This window comes from Flagellimonas sp. 2504JD1-5, from assembly GCF_053618295.1.
In genome coordinates this window covers 1052715-1070070 of record NZ_JBSIOU010000002.1, presented here as the reverse complement: position 1 = coordinate 1070070, position 17356 = coordinate 1052715, and the positions used below count along the sequence as shown (strand labels likewise).

The 17356-nt window shown below is 41.3% G+C and carries 10 protein-coding genes; all 10 read left to right on the top strand.

Annotation, left to right across the window (positions count from 1 at the left end):
• The first annotated feature begins 1 nt into the window (after position 1).
• The 10 genes from ACULLG_RS14280 (at position 2) to ACULLG_RS14235 (ending at position 17347) form a co-directional block, all read left to right on the top strand.
• A complete protein-coding gene (locus ACULLG_RS14280; RefSeq protein WP_452127477.1) occupies positions 2–1693 on the top strand; it encodes a family 16 glycosylhydrolase in 1692 nt (563 codons plus the stop codon).
• A 118-nt stretch (positions 1694–1811) separates the two neighbouring features.
• On the top strand, positions 1812–3353 hold the full coding sequence (locus ACULLG_RS14275) for a sugar porter family MFS transporter (protein WP_452127476.1): 1542 nt from the start codon (positions 1812–1814) through the stop codon (positions 3351–3353).
• A 23-nt stretch (positions 3354–3376) separates the two neighbouring features.
• Positions 3377–6838 (top strand): hypothetical protein, encoded by a 3462-nt coding sequence (locus tag ACULLG_RS14270; protein WP_452127475.1) that lies wholly within the window; start codon positions 3377–3379, stop codon positions 6836–6838.
• Positions 6835–8121 (top strand): glycosyl hydrolase family 17 protein, encoded by a 1287-nt coding sequence (locus ACULLG_RS14265; protein ID WP_452127474.1) that lies wholly within the window; start codon positions 6835–6837, stop codon positions 8119–8121. The genes ACULLG_RS14270 and ACULLG_RS14265 overlap by 4 nt, the downstream gene beginning before the upstream one ends.
• Positions 8122–8128: 7 nt before the next feature.
• On the top strand, positions 8129–9127 hold the full coding sequence (locus ACULLG_RS14260; RefSeq protein ID WP_452127473.1) for a hypothetical protein: 999 nt from the start codon (positions 8129–8131) through the stop codon (positions 9125–9127).
• A gap of 48 nt (positions 9128–9175) precedes the next feature.
• Positions 9176–10603, top strand: coding sequence for an MFS transporter (locus tag ACULLG_RS14255; protein WP_452127472.1), 1428 nt, complete (start codon positions 9176–9178; stop codon positions 10601–10603).
• Positions 10604–10637: 34 nt separating this feature from the next.
• Positions 10638–11525 carry a glycoside hydrolase family 17 protein gene (locus tag ACULLG_RS14250; RefSeq protein ID WP_452127471.1) on the top strand — a complete coding sequence of 296 codons (888 nt, stop codon included), beginning with the start codon at positions 10638–10640 and terminating at the stop codon, positions 11523–11525.
• Between the two features lie 323 nt (positions 11526–11848).
• Complete coding sequence (locus tag ACULLG_RS14245) at positions 11849–12256, top strand: HYC_CC_PP family protein (RefSeq protein WP_452127470.1); 408 nt, start codon at positions 11849–11851, stop codon at positions 12254–12256.
• A 91-nt stretch (positions 12257–12347) separates the two neighbouring features.
• A complete protein-coding gene (locus tag ACULLG_RS14240; RefSeq protein ID WP_452127469.1) occupies positions 12348–16133 on the top strand; it encodes an efflux RND transporter permease subunit in 3786 nt (1261 codons plus the stop codon).
• A complete protein-coding gene (locus tag ACULLG_RS14235) occupies positions 16130–17347 on the top strand; it encodes a TolC family protein (RefSeq protein ID WP_452127468.1) in 1218 nt (405 codons plus the stop codon). The genes ACULLG_RS14240 and ACULLG_RS14235 overlap by 4 nt, the downstream gene beginning before the upstream one ends.
• The last annotated feature ends 9 nt before the right edge of the window (positions 17348–17356 follow it).

Below are 17356 nucleotides of genomic sequence, written 5' to 3'. Positions count from 1 at the left end.
GATGAAAGAAGTTAAAATATATCTTGTCTCCCTATTCGGGTTGATACTTTTAGGGTGTCATGAAGAAGAGCCTGTTTTAGGAACCATCATCGTACCTTCCAATCTATCGGTGTCTACTCAAGTTAGCACAGATGGGTCAGGTATAGTCGTTTTTACCGCTAATGCAGAAGATGCTATAACGTATACTTTTAAGTTCAGTGATGGCGACGTTCAAGTAGCCCCAAACGGAACCGTTACCAAGCGATTTACTCTTGTTGGGCTGAACACATATAATTATTCCATTGTGGCCTATGGAACGGGAGGAGTTAGCTCTTCTGCATCCTTTCAAGTATCCGTTGAAAGTGATTTCTCCGATTTTGCAGCCATGGAATTGCTTACCGGAGGTGATGTGAATGATGAAGGCGAGGTGGTAAGTGCTTCTTCCAAGACTTGGTATTTGGCTGCAGTTGAACCAGGACATTTGGGCGTAGGGGCCACCTTGGCATTTTTGCCCGATCAATTTTGGTTTCCAGCTTTCTTTTCGGCAAATCCATTTGAAAAATGTAGTGAAGCAATCAGTAGTTGTTTTTGTGATGATGAACTTACATTTACCTTAAATGCTTCGGGTAATCCGTTGACGTATGAACAAGATAATAAAGGAGCAACATTTTTTAACGTAGGACATCAGGATGTAGTTGGTGGTGCTGCCGGAGAAGATGCCTGTTTCGACTTTGATACTTCAGGGGTGAGCAGTGTTTCACTGGCGCCGACCACTGTGGATTGGTCACAGGTACCAGACCCAGCTTTCAGCTCAAGAGGAACGGTAATGAATTTTACCAACGATGCCTTTATGGGCTATTACATCAGCACATCATCCTATGAAATTCTGGAAATCACCAATTCCTCCATGCATGTGAGGGCCATTGATGGAAATGATCCCAACTTGGCCTGGTACCTAAAATTTTCGACCACACCTGTAAGTGAACAAGGCGATAATGGAGGTGGTTCTGGAACTACCTTCGATAATCTAATTTGGTCGCAAGAATTTGACGTTGATGGTGCGCCTGATGCTGCAGTATGGAATTATGATATTGGTACAGGAGATAATGGTTGGGGTAATGGCGAATCGCAATATTACACCGATCGTCCTGAGAATGTCATAATTGAAAATGGGGTTTTAAAAATTACGGCCCAGGCAGAAAGCTTTAACGGAAGCAATTATACCTCTTCCAGAATCCAGACCTATCAAAATTTTGAATTTCAATATGGAAGGGTCGATGCAAGGGCAAAATTACCAACCGGAGGAGGCACTTGGCCCGCTATTTGGATGTTGGGAGCCGATTTTGAAACCAACATTTGGCCAGCAGCAGGTGAAATTGACATTATGGAACATGTGGGCAACAATCAAGATCAAGTATTGGGAAGTACCCATGACCCCATCAATTTTGCAGGAAGTGCCCGAAGTGTTGAAACCACGGTCAGTGGTGCATCTGATGATTTTCATGTATATAGTGTAATATGGACAGAAACCGAAATCACCTTTTTGGTCGATGATGTAGAATTTGGAACACTATCCAACGATGCCAATCGCCCATTTGACAAGGATTTCTTTTTGATTATGAATGTGGCCATGGGGGGCACCTTTGGAGGAAGTATAGATCCTGGGTTTACATCTTCCACGATGGAGGTCGATTATATAAGAGTTTATCAATAATTTGATTGTAGATTGTTAAGTTTTGTAGAAAAAGACCAGTAACTTGATATGCTGGTCTTTTTTATCTCTAAAAATCAGATTATTTCATACAGAATAACCAACAACCAAAACCAAAATCATGGGCACTACAGGTACAACTTCCAAAATGAATAGGTCTTACACCATTTTAATTAGCCTAATAGTTGCATTGGGAGGTTTTTTACTTGGGTTTGACAGTGCCGTAATCTCCGGAGCGGTCAAAGGTATTACCGTATACTTTAAAATGACCGATGCCATGCTGGGATTTGCTGTGGGATGTGTCATTTTTGGCGCCATGGCCGGCAATCTAATGGCTGGACCCCTAGCAGATAAATTTGGAAGAAAAAAGGTTTTGATTATTGTTGCTGCACTTTTTGCCATTTCGGCAAGCTGGTCGGCATTGGCAACAGGATATTTGGAATTCATCATTGCCAGAATCATAGGCGGCGTTGGAATTGGTGGCGCCATTTTAATCGCACCGATCTATATTGCTGAAATAGCTCCCCCAAAACTAAGGGGAAGTTTGGTTTCCTTCAATCAATTGAATATTGTAATCGGGATATCCGTAGCCTATTTCTCCAATTATTTCTTAGTGAATTATGGTGATGAAAGTTGGCGATGGATGCTTGGAGTGGAAGCTATTCCAGCAATCATTTATTTTGGTTCCCTATTTACGGTGCCAAGAAGCCCCAGATGGCTCATTTTAAAATTGAACCAGGTAAAACTTGCCCGAAAGATTTTACAGAAAATCGGCGGTGAAGAATATGCAGAGGTAACGGTTGCAGAAATTCAACGAGGACAGGAGAAAAAAGAAAAGAAAGGGCAATTATCAGATTTGTTTAAAAGTAAATATGCAACGATCATGATCATAGCGTTGGGTATTGCTTTTTTTCAACAGATAACGGGAATAAATGCCATTTTCTACTATGCCCCTACAATTTTTGAACAAGCAGGAGGCAGCACAGATTCTTCTTTTTTACAGGCCATTGTTGTGGGACTCACCAATTTAGTGTTTACGCTTGTGGCCATATGGTTGATCGATAGATTGGGAAGGAAACCCCTATTGCTCATTGGCACGGGTTTTATGACCATAGCTTTGCTGCTGGCCGCGATGGCTTTTAACAATGCCACCTATAATTTTAATGGGGAGACCCTAAAAAGGGTTGGAGATTCTGAAATTCATAGTGCGCTGCAAAGTATGGAAGGTGAATCTTTTGAAAGTCAATCTGAATTGTTCCTAGCGGTTAAACAAAACCTCAACGAGGAACAGTTTTTAAATTTCAAACGAAACGAGATTACCAATTTCATCAATATAAATGCAACACTTGTTTTGGTTGCAATACTGTTATATGTGGCCGCATTCGCCATATCATTGGGGCCGGTAATGTGGACCTTGATTTCAGAAATATTTCCGAATAAAATAAAAGGGATAGCCATATCGGTGGTTGGGTTTTTTAATTCATTGGTGAGTTTCTCCGTGACCCAAATTTTTCCATGGGAACTATCCAATTTAGGCCCTACCATGACATTTGCCATCTATGCTCTATTGTCATTGTTGGCTTTCTTCTTTGTTTACAAATACGTAATTGAAACCAAAGGAAAAACACTGGAACAAGTAGAACAATCCTTATTAAGGACTTAAAATTTGAAGAATACTATACTAAGATGACCGAAGAATTGATAATGCAGGATATTTCAGGAACGGATATAAAGGAAATGGAACAAGTACAGATAGGAAACGAGAGCTATTTTAAAATTTCGGACAGCGATAAAATGCGCCCATTTTTTATGAGTATTGTGAGTGATTCCAACCATTGGATGTTCATTTCAAGTAATGGGGGCCTTACAGCGGGAAGAAAAAATGCGGAGCATGCATTGTTTCCCTATTATACAGACGATAAAATCACAGAATCTATAGAAACCACTGGAAGCAAAACCATGTTTCAAGTAGGTAAAGGTTCAAATTCACAACTTTGGGAGCCTTTTTCCGATAGATTGCACGGGGTCAACCAGATCACAAGAAACCTGTATAAAAATGCACACGGGAATAAAATAATTTTTGAGGAGATCAACCATGATCTTGGGTTGACTTTTCGATACCAATGGAGTTCAAGCAACACCTTTGGATTTGTGCGGCATTGCACCCTAGTCAATACCGGAAACACTGACTTGACAATCTCGATATTGGATGGTTTACAGAATATTATCCCCCACGGAGTGGGAAGCGACCTTCAAAACAGGCAAAGTAATTTGGTCGATGCTTATAAAAGAAGTGAATTACTCAAGGATTCCGGACTGGGAATTTATGCATTGAGCGCAATTATTGTAGATAAGGCAGAGCCCAGCGAGGCCCTAAAAGCTAACATCGTATGGTCTTTGGGACTGGAAGGTTCGGAGCATTTGTTGTCTTCACGACAGCTCCCAAATTTTAGAAAAGGAATTTCACTTCAACCGGAAATGGACATAAAGGCGGAAAAAGGCGCCTATTTTTTGCATAAGAGCATTGTGTTGCCTTCACAGGATGTGAAAAAATGGATGTTTGTGGCCAATGTCAACCAAAATCAAGCTGCCATTGTCAAGATTTCAAACCAAATAAAACGGGATGATCAACTCTGGCAAAAAGTCGAAGCGGATATCGAACTGGGAACAAATCGATTGATTCATTTGACAGCGTCATCCGACGGATTGCAGATGACGGCTGATGGACTTCGTGATACACGGCATTTTTCCAATACGCTCTTCAATATAATGCGAGGCGGAATTTTCGATAACAATTACGAAATTGAGAAATGGGATTTTTCCAATTACATTTCCAAAGCGAATAAAGCTGTCCTTGAGTCTTCAAAACAGTTAATTGAGGAACTTCCCGATGTATTTTCGGTTTCTACTTTAAAAGAATTGGCCAATAACAGCGGAGATGTAGATTTCAAACGACTTTGTCTGGAATATATGCCTTTGAAATTCAGTAGAAGACACGGAGATCCAAGTAGACCTTGGAACAGGTTTTCCATTAATACCATAAATGAAATTGACGGATCCAAAATTTTGGATTATGAAGGCAATTGGCGCGATATTTTTCAGAATTGGGAAGCGCTTGCCCATTCCTACCCAGAGTTTATTGAAAGTATGATCAATAAATTTCTGAATGCCACAACATTTGACGGATATAACCCTTATAGGGTTACCAAAGACGGTTTTGATTGGGAGATTATTGAACCCGATGACCCTTGGTCCTACATTGGGTATTGGGGAGATCACCAGATTATCTATCTCCTAAAATTCTTGGAGTTTATGCAGGGCCACACTCCCGGAAAAATGGAAGACTATTTTGACCAGGAACTTTTTGTTTATGCCAATGTACCCTATCGAATAAAAAACTATGGGAGTATTCTCAAAAACCCAAAGGACACCATAACATTTGACCATAAACTGGATGGCTATATTCGGGACAGAAGGGATGTGGTCGGAGCAGATGGAGCTTTGTTGCAGGACAAAACAGGCAGTATCTATCGCGTAAATTTTATAGAGAAGATTTTAGCAACCGTTTTGTCCAAAATGTCAAACTTCATTCCCGAGGGAGGTATATGGATGAATACCCAACGTCCCGAATGGAACGACGCCAACAATGCCTTGGTCGGAAATGGGGTTTCTATGGTGACCTTGTACTATCTCAGAAGATTTTTAAATTTTTTCAAGGAGGTATTAGGCGCATCACAAACAAATGAAGTTTCGATTTCTGAAGAAATAGTGCAACTGTTTAATGGGGTGTACATGACCTTGGCAGATAACATTGACATGTTGTCCGGAATCTTTGATAACAGGCCCCGCAAAAAAATCATGGATGGCCTTGGAAATGCGGGCAGCAATTTCAGGGAGAAAATCTATGAAAATTCCTTCAGTGGCAAGAAAAAAGCGATTTCACTGGATGAACTGAAACAATTTGTCACCATATCTATCCAATATTTGGAACATTCGATAAGGGTCAATAAGAGGGATGATAATTTATATCACGCCTATAATCTAATGACCGTCGAAAATGATAATGAGGTTTCAATATCGCACCTAAGCGAAATGTTGGAAGGCCAGGTGGCGGTATTGAGTTCGGGCTATCTGTCGTCCAAAGAGGCCCTTGAAGCATTGGATGGGTTAAAAAACAGCAAGCTCTTTAGGGAAGATCAGTACAGTTATCTGTTGTATCCAAATAAGGACTTGCCACTGTTTATAGAAAAAAACAATGTATCCCCACAAGCCGTCGCCAATTCAAAGCTTCTTTCACAACTGTTGAAAGATGGCAATGCTCAACTTATTGAAAAAGATGCCAATGGGGAATATCATTTTAATGGGGATTTTAAAAATTCCAATGACCTTGAAACTGCCCTGGACCAACTTCAACAAACCCCATATGCAAAGTTAGTAGCAAGTGAAAAAGAGAATATTCTACAAATTTTCGAGGATGTTTTTGACCATAAGGCCTTTACCGGAAGATCGGGAACTTTTTATGGCTACGAGGGGTTGGGCTCCATATACTGGCATATGGTTTCCAAGCTTTTGCTAGCTGTGCAAGAATGTTGTTTAAAAGCTATTGATGAAAAGGAAAGTGATGAAGTTGTGGGGAGGTTATTGGAACATTTCTATGAGATCAACGAAGGTATTGGTGTGCATAAACCACCATCCTTGTACGGAGCCTTCCCCACCGACCCTTATTCCCATACACCTGCCGGCAAAGGGGCACAACAACCCGGTATGACAGGACAGGTTAAGGAAGATATATTGAGCCGATTTGGTGAGCTAGGCGTTTTTGTGAAGGAGGGAAAACTCTGTTTTGACCCTTGTTTACTTCGTAAAGATGAGTTTTTGAAAGCCCCAAGGATTTTTAACTATGTAGATGTAGAAGGTACAACCCAACAGTTGGAACTTGGCAAAGGATCACTTTGCTTTACCTATTGTCAAGTACCAATAGAATATGTACTGTCCGATGAAAAAAGTTTAGTGGTAACCCATAAAAACCTAACCACAACAAACTTTGGCTTTTCATCCTTGGACGAGACCATCAGCAACAAGGTTTTTAAAAGATCAGGGGATATAGATCATATTCGGGTGTATGTTGACGCAAAAGAACTAAGATGAAATCAATAATGAAAATTAGCATGCTTGCCATGATCCTAATTTTTGGCGCCGCATGCAAGAACAAGACAGAGAGAAATGAACATCAATCCCAAATACAAAAAGAAGTGACAGCAAAAAATATATTGGGCAATCCGGATTATTTGGCCATTTCCTACGGAGGTTACCGAGAAATCAACCGCGAAATACAACCTACCGTGGAAGAACTCAAGGAGGACATGAAGATCCTGTCGGCAATGGGGATAAGAATTATCAGGACATATAATGTGCAGTTCCAACAAGCTTCCAACCTATTAAAGGCCATAACAGAGTTAAAGCAAGAAGATGGGAGTTTTGAAATGTATGTGATGCTGGGTGCCTGGATAGATTGCAAGAACGCATGGACCGAATTGGAACCTGACCACAATGCCGAAAGTGAACAAAATGAATCCGAAATTGCCAGAGCCGTTACCTTGGCAAATCAATATCCTGATATAGTAAAAATTCTTGCCGTTGGCAATGAAGCCATGGTTAAATGGGCTACAAGTTACTATGTGCAACCGGGAATCATTCTAAAATGGGTCAATCACCTTCAAGAACTTAAGCGAATCGGTGAATTACCTAAAGACCTTTGGATTACCAGTTCGGACAATTTTGCATCCTGGGGTGGTGGCAGCGAGGAATATCATGTTGACGATCTGGAAAAGCTATGGAAGGCTGTGGATTACGTGTCAATGCACACTTACCCAATGCACGATACACATTACAATCCAAGTTTCTGGGGTTTGACCGAGGAGGATAAGGATCTGACCAAAATCAAAAAAATAGAGAACGCCATGTTAAGGGCAAGGGATTATGCCGTTTTCCAGTTTGAAAGCGTTCGAAATTATATGAAATCCTTGGGAATTGATAAACCCATCCATATTGGAGAAACCGGCTGGGCGTCTGTGTCCAATGGTCATTACGGGCCTGAAGGTTCCAAAGCGACCGATGAATACAAGGAAGCGCTCTTTCATGATCTTATGCGCGAATGGACCAACGAAAATGGGATTTCCTGTTTTTATTTTGAAGCCTTTAACGAAAAATGGAAAGATGCAAACAATCAAAGTGGGTCAGAAAATCATTTTGGGCTGTTCACATTGGACGGGCAGGCGAAATATGCACTTTGGGATTTAGTGGATGAAGGAATCTTTAATGGACTGACAAGAAATGGAAATCCCATAACAAAAACCTATAACGGAAACAAAGAGGCGTTAATGAAAGATGTTTTGATACCTCCATCACAAAAAGAAGTCGTAGCCAATTAAACAACAAATGATTCGAAGAATTACAGTTATTATAATCGCCATAACATTACTGGCTTGCAATCCTCAATCCGATGCAGGGCTAATAACTGTATCCGGTCGTTCAATCCAAATCGAAGGTCAACCCTATAGCATCAAAGGAATTTGTTATCATCCAGTGCCCAAGGGAAGTACGGTTAGGGATTTTGGCAACCTAGATGAAGATTTGGCATTAATGATTGAGGCAGGGGTGAACACCGTAAGGGTATACGAACCAATAACTGAGATAAAGGTGTTGGATGCGTTTCACAAAGCCGAAATTAAAGTAATCATTGGATTTGGATATGACCAAGACGGCAAATATGATATTAAGTCGGGAACATTCTTGGATTATGTTAAAAAATACCAAGATCACCGGGCCATTTTAATGTGGGAGCTTGGCAACGAATACAATTACCATCCAAAGTGGTTTAAGGGAGATTTAAAAAATTGGTATCGGACTTTAAATCATTCGGCAAAAGCCATTCATTCGGTGGATAAGAAACATCCGGTGACCACTGCCCACGGAGAATTACCTGATTCACTTGCTTTGGCCACCTGCCCTGACATCGATGTTTGGGGCATGAATGTATATCGCTGGGATGATCCTGAAGAGATTTTCACCCAATGGAAGGCCATCAGCAAAAAACCCATGTACCTATCGGAAGCAGGCGGAGATAGCTATATGACTATTTCAAAAAGTGGATACCAAAAAGGAGTCAACCAAAGAGCCCAAGCCGACGCCAATGCCAAAATATTGGATGCTGTTTTTAGAAATGAAGCTATTTGTTCAGGAGTTACATTGTTCTCCTTCACAGATGGCTGGTGGAAAGCTGAAAACCCTCACGAACAAAACACTGGCGGGTGGGCCCCAAATAGCAGTGGAGTTCCCTATGATGGAACACCCAACGAAGAGTATTGGGGCATTGTAGACATAGAACGAAATAAGAAATTGACTTTTGACGTAGTCAAACAAAAATACCATCAATGATTAACTAAAAACATCATGTTGATAAATTAACACCCAAAACCAGGAATTATGAGCAATACAGAGAATACTATTGTAAAAAAAGTGCCCTTTGCAGACAAAGTGGCCTTCGGAATAGGCATGTTGGCCAATCAAATGTTTCCTGCAGTATTGGGAATTTTCATGGTAGTACTTGTGCAAGATTTGGGTTTTCCGGGATGGATGTGGGGAGTACTGTTTTTTCTTCCGAGAATATTCGATTCGATTACGGACCCCATTATGGGATTTATTTCAGATAACACAAAATCACGTTGGGGTAGACGAAGACAATATGTGTTTCTGGGTGCAATAATCATGGGAATATCATTTGTGATCATGTGGCAGTTGTATCGTGAAAATGGAATTGATTACAACTTTACCTATTTTCTGCTTTGGTCCTTTGTGTTTTATTTGGGATTGACCATTTTTAGTGTTCCCTATGTGGCAATGGGCTATGAAATGAGCACCGATTTTCATGAACGAACCGATATTATGGCGGTGGCCCAATGGATTGGACAGTGGGCTTGGGTAATTGCTCCATGGTTTTGGGTAATTATGTACGATCAAGGTTGGTTCAAATCAGCAGATGTGGCCACCCGCGAATTGGCCATATGGGTGGGAATTGTTTGTATGATTTTTGCCATGGTACCGGCAATTTTCCTAAAAAGTGAGTCTACCTTGGAAAAAAATTATGCACCACTTACCCTTAAGAACATGAAAGGTAGCCTAAAGGAAATTTTGGATGGCTTCAAAGAAGCGTTTAAGTCCGTTCCTTTTAGAAAACTCTGTATTTCAACGTTTCTAATCTATAATACCTTTTATACCATTGCCAGTTTTTCATTTTTTATAGTTGTCTATCATTTGTTTAATGGGGATGCTGGCGCCGCAGGCATTTGGCCAACACTATTCGGAAGCATTGGCGCCATGATCACCACCTTTTTGGTTATTCCCATAGTGGCTTGGATGTCAAAAAAAATGGGAAAGAAAAAAGCTTTTACCGTTTCCCAGGCCATTTCCATTGTGGGTTATATCATGCTTTGGTTCCTGTTTATTCCGGGCAAGCCTTATATGTTCATTTTTGCCCTGCCTTTTTTCTCCTTCGGAATTGGAAGTTTGTTTACATTGATGATGTCGATGACCGCAGATGTGATTGATTTGGACGAACTGAATACAGGTTTACGAAGAGAGGGCATTTTTGGAGCCATTTATTGGTGGATGGTCAAATTCGGCTTTGCAATCGCGGGCTTATTAACAGGAACTATTATGACGGTGGTAGGCTTTGACCCTGAAGCCGCAGTGCAACCCGAAGGAGCCATTACCGGTTTAAGGGCTTTTTATTCAGGATTTCCCATTTTAGGAACCCTAGTGGCCATATATGTGATGCGAAACTATGACGTTACCGAAGCGCGTGCCGCTGAAATTAGGGAAGCATTGGAAAAAAGGAAAGAAGAAATAAAATAACGGAACATTAATTACATCAAATCAGAAAATACAAATGTCTTCACGCAGAAAAGAGAAATTTTTGGCACTGGCCGCTCTCGATTACGATGGCAAGTCGGTAAAGGAACTAAAAAAATTATGCAGGCAAGTTCTTGAGAACGGCATGCATGGGCTGTGCTTTAGCCCTTACACAGAAGGGCAGCATCCGGGAAACCAGATTACCGAGGCCCAGATAAGACACCGAATGGAAATAATTCAACCCTACACCAAATGGATCAGGTCTTTTTCCTGTACCGACGGTAATGAGATCATTCCAAGAATTGCCAAAGAATATGGAATCAAAACCATGGTCGGGGCTTGGTTGGGCGATGATTTTGAGATTAATGAAAGGGAGATAGCGGGCCTTGTGAAATTGGCCAATGATGGTTACGTTGATATTGCAGCCGTTGGCAATGAGGTCTTATATCGGGGAGATTTGGAAGAAGATCAATTGCTTAACTATATAAACCAAGCAAAAAATGCAATTTCAGATGTACCTGTAGGCTACGTTGATGCATACTATGAATTTACCGACCATCCTCGGATTACCGATGCATGCGATGTGATTTTAGCTAATTGCTATCCGTTTTGGGAAGGATGTGATTTTGACTACGCTATGTTATATATGAAAGACATGTATCGACAAGCGCAACGTGCTGGAAATGGAAAAAAAGTCATCATTTCTGAAACCGGTTGGCCTAGCCAAGGCACCAATTTAGAAGGAGCGTTTCCATCCTATGAAAATGCCTTAAAATACTTTATGAATACCCAAAAGTGGTCCGAAGATGAAGATATTGAAATATTCTATTTCTCTTCTTTTGACGAGTCGTGGAAAGTTGGGGCAGAAGGTGATGTGGGCGCCTACTGGGGGCTTTGGGATAAGGATGGTGATTTAAAATTCTAAAAAGATATGTTCGATAGAATTCTTGTTTTGTGGATACAACTTTTTTTCAGAGTTAATTTTGTAATTTTATAAAAACAAAACACCCATAAATTTTGCATCAAAATGTGCTGATTTGATTCTAGTTTAGAGTTCGGTTAATCAATTTAGAAGATAAGTTTAAAATTCGGATATACAATTAATTGTGATGACTATTTAAATCCTGTCATCCCGACGAATGAAATCCAAACACTTTTGTGTTTGTTTTTTTTGTTTTAGGATTAGGAAAGTCTAAACTTCTGTTAAACAAAGCAATAATTGTTAACATTTTGTAGTTTTGTAGTGAAATGAAGGACATTTTACATCAAATACTGTCATCAATTCTGGCCCTATTGGTCTTGCTGTCAACGGTTTCATGGACCGTGGATAAGCACCTATGTATGGGGAAAGTGGTGGATGTGGCATTTTTTGCGAATGCAAAAATATGCGATATGGAGGCTGACTCCAACAGCATGAATACGGAATTTGAAAAATCTTGTTGCGATGAAGTATCCTTTACCATGCAAGGACAGGAAGATTTAAAGACCTCATTTTTTGACCTAGACCTGAAGCAACAGGTATTCATTGTTAGTTATGTCTATTCCTATATCAACTTATTTCAGGATATAGACCCCGTTACAACTTCTTTTATTGGGCATCCGCCCCCCTTGCTCAACAAGGACTATCAAATCCTTTACGAGACTTTTTTGATTTGATGTATTAGATATTCAAAGTGCGCCCTGCAGATTTCTGTTTTGGGCATTATGTGCTGTTGCACTTACTGTAAATATCTAATACATTAAAACAATGCTGAATAAAGCGATAAAATTCTTAATCGAAAATAAACTGGTGGCAGTTCTGTTACTGGCCCTATTTGTGGGGTGGGGAATTGTACACGCACCCTTTAAATGGGACATTGGTTTTCTACCAAGTAATCCAGTTGCGGTGGATGCCATTCCGGACATAGGGGAGAACCAGCAGATTGTCTTTACCAAATGGGACGGTCGCTCACCACAGGATATTGAAGACCAGATTACCTATCCTTTGACTACCTCCCTGCTGGGAATTCCTGGGGTAAAGACCATCCGAAGTTCCTCGATGTTCGGATTCTCTAGCATCTATATCATTTTTGAAGAGGATGTGGAATTCTATTGGTCAAGAAGTCGAATTCTTGAGAAATTGAATTCCCTACCGGCTGGATTACTTCCAAATGGTGTAAATCCATCCCTCGGACCCGATGCTACAGGTTTGGGACAAATTTTCTGGTACACTTTGGAGGGGCGTGACGAAGATGGTAATGTTACGGGGGGATGGGATTTGCATGAACTACGTAGTATTCAAGACTACTATGTGAAGTATGCGCTGTCCTCAGCTAGCGGTGTTTCTGAGGTAGCCTCCATTGGTGGTTATGTCCAGGAATATCAAATCGATGTGGATCCGGAGCTGATGCGTCAATACAATATTCAGTTGGGCGATGTGGTTAAGGCAGTCAAGCAATCCAATCAAGACATTGGGGCGCAGACCCTTGAAATTAATCAGGCGGAGTATCTGGTACGTGGATTGGGTTATGTAAAGTCCATAGCAGACATTGAGAATGCCGTAGTAGATACCGAAAATTATACCTCCATTCGTATCAAAGATGTGGCACGAGTACATCTAGGTCCCGCCGCTCGACGTGGAATATTGGATAAAGAGGGAGCAGAAGTTGTAGGTGGAGTTGTGGTTGCCCGATATGGTGCTAATCCATTAGATGTCATAAACAATGTAAAGGAAAAGATAGCTGAGCTTTCATCAGGACTGCCCACAAAACAACTGATAGATGGACGCACTTCCCAAGTAACTATTGTTCCCTTTTATGACCGAACCGAATTGATTCAAGAGACCTTGGGAACGCTCAATGAAGCTTTGACCCTTGAAATTCTAATTACCGTACTTGTCATTATTGTGATGGTGTTCAACCTACGTGCTTCCATCTTGATTTCAGGTCTGTTGCCGGTCGCAGTGTTGATGGTATTCATCTCAATGAAACTTTTTGGAGTGGATGCGAACATTGTTGCCTTATCGGGAATTGCCATCGCCATCGGAACTATGGTGGATGTAGGAGTTATTCTATCAGAAAACATCATTAGACATCTCGACGAAAACGATGAGCGGAGTGCTAATGAACAGCTTGCTATCAATAACGTAGTATACAATGCCACAGCTGAAGTTTCAGGAGCGATTCTGACCGCAGTGCTGACCACCATCATCAGTTTTATTCCGGTTTTTACTATGATAGGTGCGGAAGGAAAGTTGTTTCGTCCATTGGCTTTCACCAAGACCATGGCTCTTACAGCTTCAATTATTGTTGCACTCTTTTTAATACCGCCTTTTGCCGCCATTTTCTTTAAGAGGAAACAAAGCAAGAGTATCGTAGGTTATATTTTTAGTGCAGTACAGATCATTGTAGGTCTTGTGGCCGTAGTTTATGGATATTGGATTGGTTTGGTGTTGATGGCTTTTGGAACCTTAAGACCTTTAAAGAATCCAGCGCTGGCCTCGCGTTTGTTAAATGGTTATACGCTTTCAGGAAAACAGGTAAACCGTCTGAATATCATCATTTCCATTAGCGCAATAATAATTCTTTTGGCCAACTATTGGAGACCTTTGGGCTTTGACAGAAGCATTGTAATGAACCTACTTTTTGTAAGTGTCATTTGTTTTGGGCTCTTAGGGACATTTTGGGCATTCAGAAAATATTATACAAGGATTCTTCAATGGGCGTTACAGAATAAAATGCTATTTCTATCAATACCTGCCCTTATATTGATTCTGGGTATATTGATAATGAGAAACACCGGCAAAGAGTTTATGCCGGCGCTCAATGAAGGCTCGTTCCTGTTAATGCCTACCTCATTACCGCATTCCGGGGTGGAAGAGAACAAGCGGGTTTTGCAGCAATTGGACATGGCGGTTGCCAGTGTTCCTGAAATCCAAACGGTAGTAGGCAAGGCCGGACGAACGGAATCCGCTTTGGACCCTGCGCCACTTTCCATGTACGAGAACGTGATTCAATATCGAGCGGAATATCAATTGAATACTGATGGTGAACCCCAACGTTTTAGAATTGATGAAGAGGGTTATTTCGTGTTGAAAGATGGGAAAAAAGTTGCAAATCCCAATTTGAACGGAAATGTAACCTCGAGCGCAGTCGATAACAAAAGAACTCTAGATGACCCCTACAGTATCGACAGAAATCTACTCATTGAAGATAATGATGGGGAGTACTACCGAAACTGGCGACCAGAAATTAAGTCCCCGGATGATATTTGGAATGAAATCGTAAGAGTGACAAAGCTTCCCGGGGTGACATCCGCACCTAAATTGCAACCCATCGAGACCCGTTTGGTCATGCTACAAACCGGAATGCGCGCACCAATGGGCATCAAGGTAAAAGGTCAGGACTTAGAGGAAATAGAGGCTTTTGGCCTACAATTGGAAAACATTTTGAAAACAGCCGAAGGTGTTAAAGAACAGGCGGTTTTTGCAGATCGTATAGTAGGAAAGCCTTATTTGCTCATTGATATTGACCGAGAAAAATTGGCGCGCTACGGTGTCACGGTCGAAGCAGTACAAAGGGTTATTTCCATAGCAGTAGGCGGAATGCCGTTGACCCAAACGGTTGAAGGCCGGGAACGCTATGCAGTAAGGGTGCGCTATCCCAGGGAACTACGGAGCAATGCAGATGATTTGAAAAACATTTATGTTCCGGTGTCCAAAGGAAGCCCTGTACCGCTCAGCGAATTGGTAAACATCCGATATGAACAAGGCCCACAAGTTATCAAAAGTGAAGACACCTTTTTGGTAGGCTATGTGTTGTTCGACAAGTTGGACGGCTTTGCCGAAGTGAACGTGGTGGAGAACGCTCAGGCGGCTATTCAAACCAGGATTGACAGCGGAGAACTTACGGTGCCCAAAGGGATTAACTATGCTTTTACCGGAACCTATGAAAATCAGTTGCGGGCTGAAAAGACTTTGTCCGTTGTTGTGCCATTGGCACTCATCATCATCTTTTTGATCTTGTATTTCCAGTTTAGAAGTGTTGCCACGTCTTTAATGGTATTTTCGGGGATTGCGGTAGCCTTTGCAGGTGGATTTATCATGATTTGGCTCTATGGACAGGATTGGTTTTTCAATTTCAACCTATTCGGTGAAAACTGGCGAGACCTTTTTCAAATGCATACTATCAATCTCAGCGTTGCCGTTTGGGTAGGTTTTATAGCACTCTTTGGAATTGCCACTGACGATGGCGTTATCATGGCCACATATCTGACTCAGACCTTCGACAGAAACAAACCCATGGATTTAAAAGGAGTACACGATTCAGTAGTGGAAGCCGGGGAAAAACGAATTCGACCTTGTTTAATGACCACAGCAACAACCATTTTGGCTTTACTGCCTATACTGACTTCCACTGGAAGAGGAAGCGATATAATGATACCGATGGCCATTCCAAGTTTTGGTGGAATGCTCATTGCGTTGATCACCCTTTTTATTGTTCCGGTCTTGTTCGGTTGGCGAAAAGAAGTTCAACTCAAAAAAGCAAACAAATGAAAAAAGTAAAAATCATAATTGGAATTTTGTTTGTTTCCGCTTTCGGAAATGCGCAACAGTTGCAATCCTATATCGACGAAGCCGAGGCGAACAATCCAAATATCCAGGCTATTGAAGTACGCTATACCATTGCCCAAGAGAAGGTCAACGAAGCCAATTGGCTACCCAATACCGAGTTTGGAGCAGGATATTTTGTAAGCGAACCTGAAACAAGGACAGGAGCCCAGGTAGCACGATTTTCGGCCAAACAAATGCTGCCCTGGTTTGGTACTGTTTCCACACGTCAAAAATATGCCACTGCAATGGCTGAATCCGATTATGTGGATTACGTTGTTGCTAAACGAAAACTGGCCTTGTCTGTTACGCAATCCTATTACAAATTGTATAGTTTGAACGCCAAACAAGATGTATTGGATAGGAACATCCAACTGCTCAAAACCTATGAAACCTTGGCATTGACCTCGGTGGAGGTGGGTAAGGCCTCTGCAGTGGATGTGTTGCGATTACAGATTCGCCAGAACGAATTGCAGCAACAAAAGTTGATGTTGCACGAACAATTTATGGCTGAACAAGCTGCCTTCAATGGATTATTGAATCGAAAAACGGGTTTGGCAGTGGAAGTAGTTGAAGCAATGGATATTCCTGAAAATGATGCTATGATTGCTGATAGCTTACAGTTAAATCCAGAACTCCTTCGTTTTGATAAGATGTATGAGTCGGTTACCCAGGCAGAATTGCTCAATCAAAAAGAGGGAGCACCAATGCTTGGTTTTGGACTGGATTACGTACCCGTACAGGAGCGACCAGACATGACCTTTAGCGATAATGGCAAGGACATCGTGATGCCGATGGTATCGTTTTCCGTTCCGATTTTCAATAAGCGATACGATTCCAGAACCAAACAGAACGAACTCCGGAAACAGGAAATTACATTCCAAAAACAGGAAAGGTTGAATGTCCTGGAATCAGCGTTAGCGAAAGCGGTATCCATCCGTAACCAAGCTCGTATTGCGTTTAGCACCCAAACAAGAAACTTGGATCAAGCAAAGGATGCGGAACAAATCCTGACCAAGAATTATGAGACTGGCACCATCGATTTCAACGATGTGCTGGACATTCAGGAATTGCAATTAAAATTTCAACTCAATCAAATTCAATCGGTGCAGTTGTATTATATACAATCTGCCCTCATCAATTATTTAATAAACAAGTAAATTCAAGAA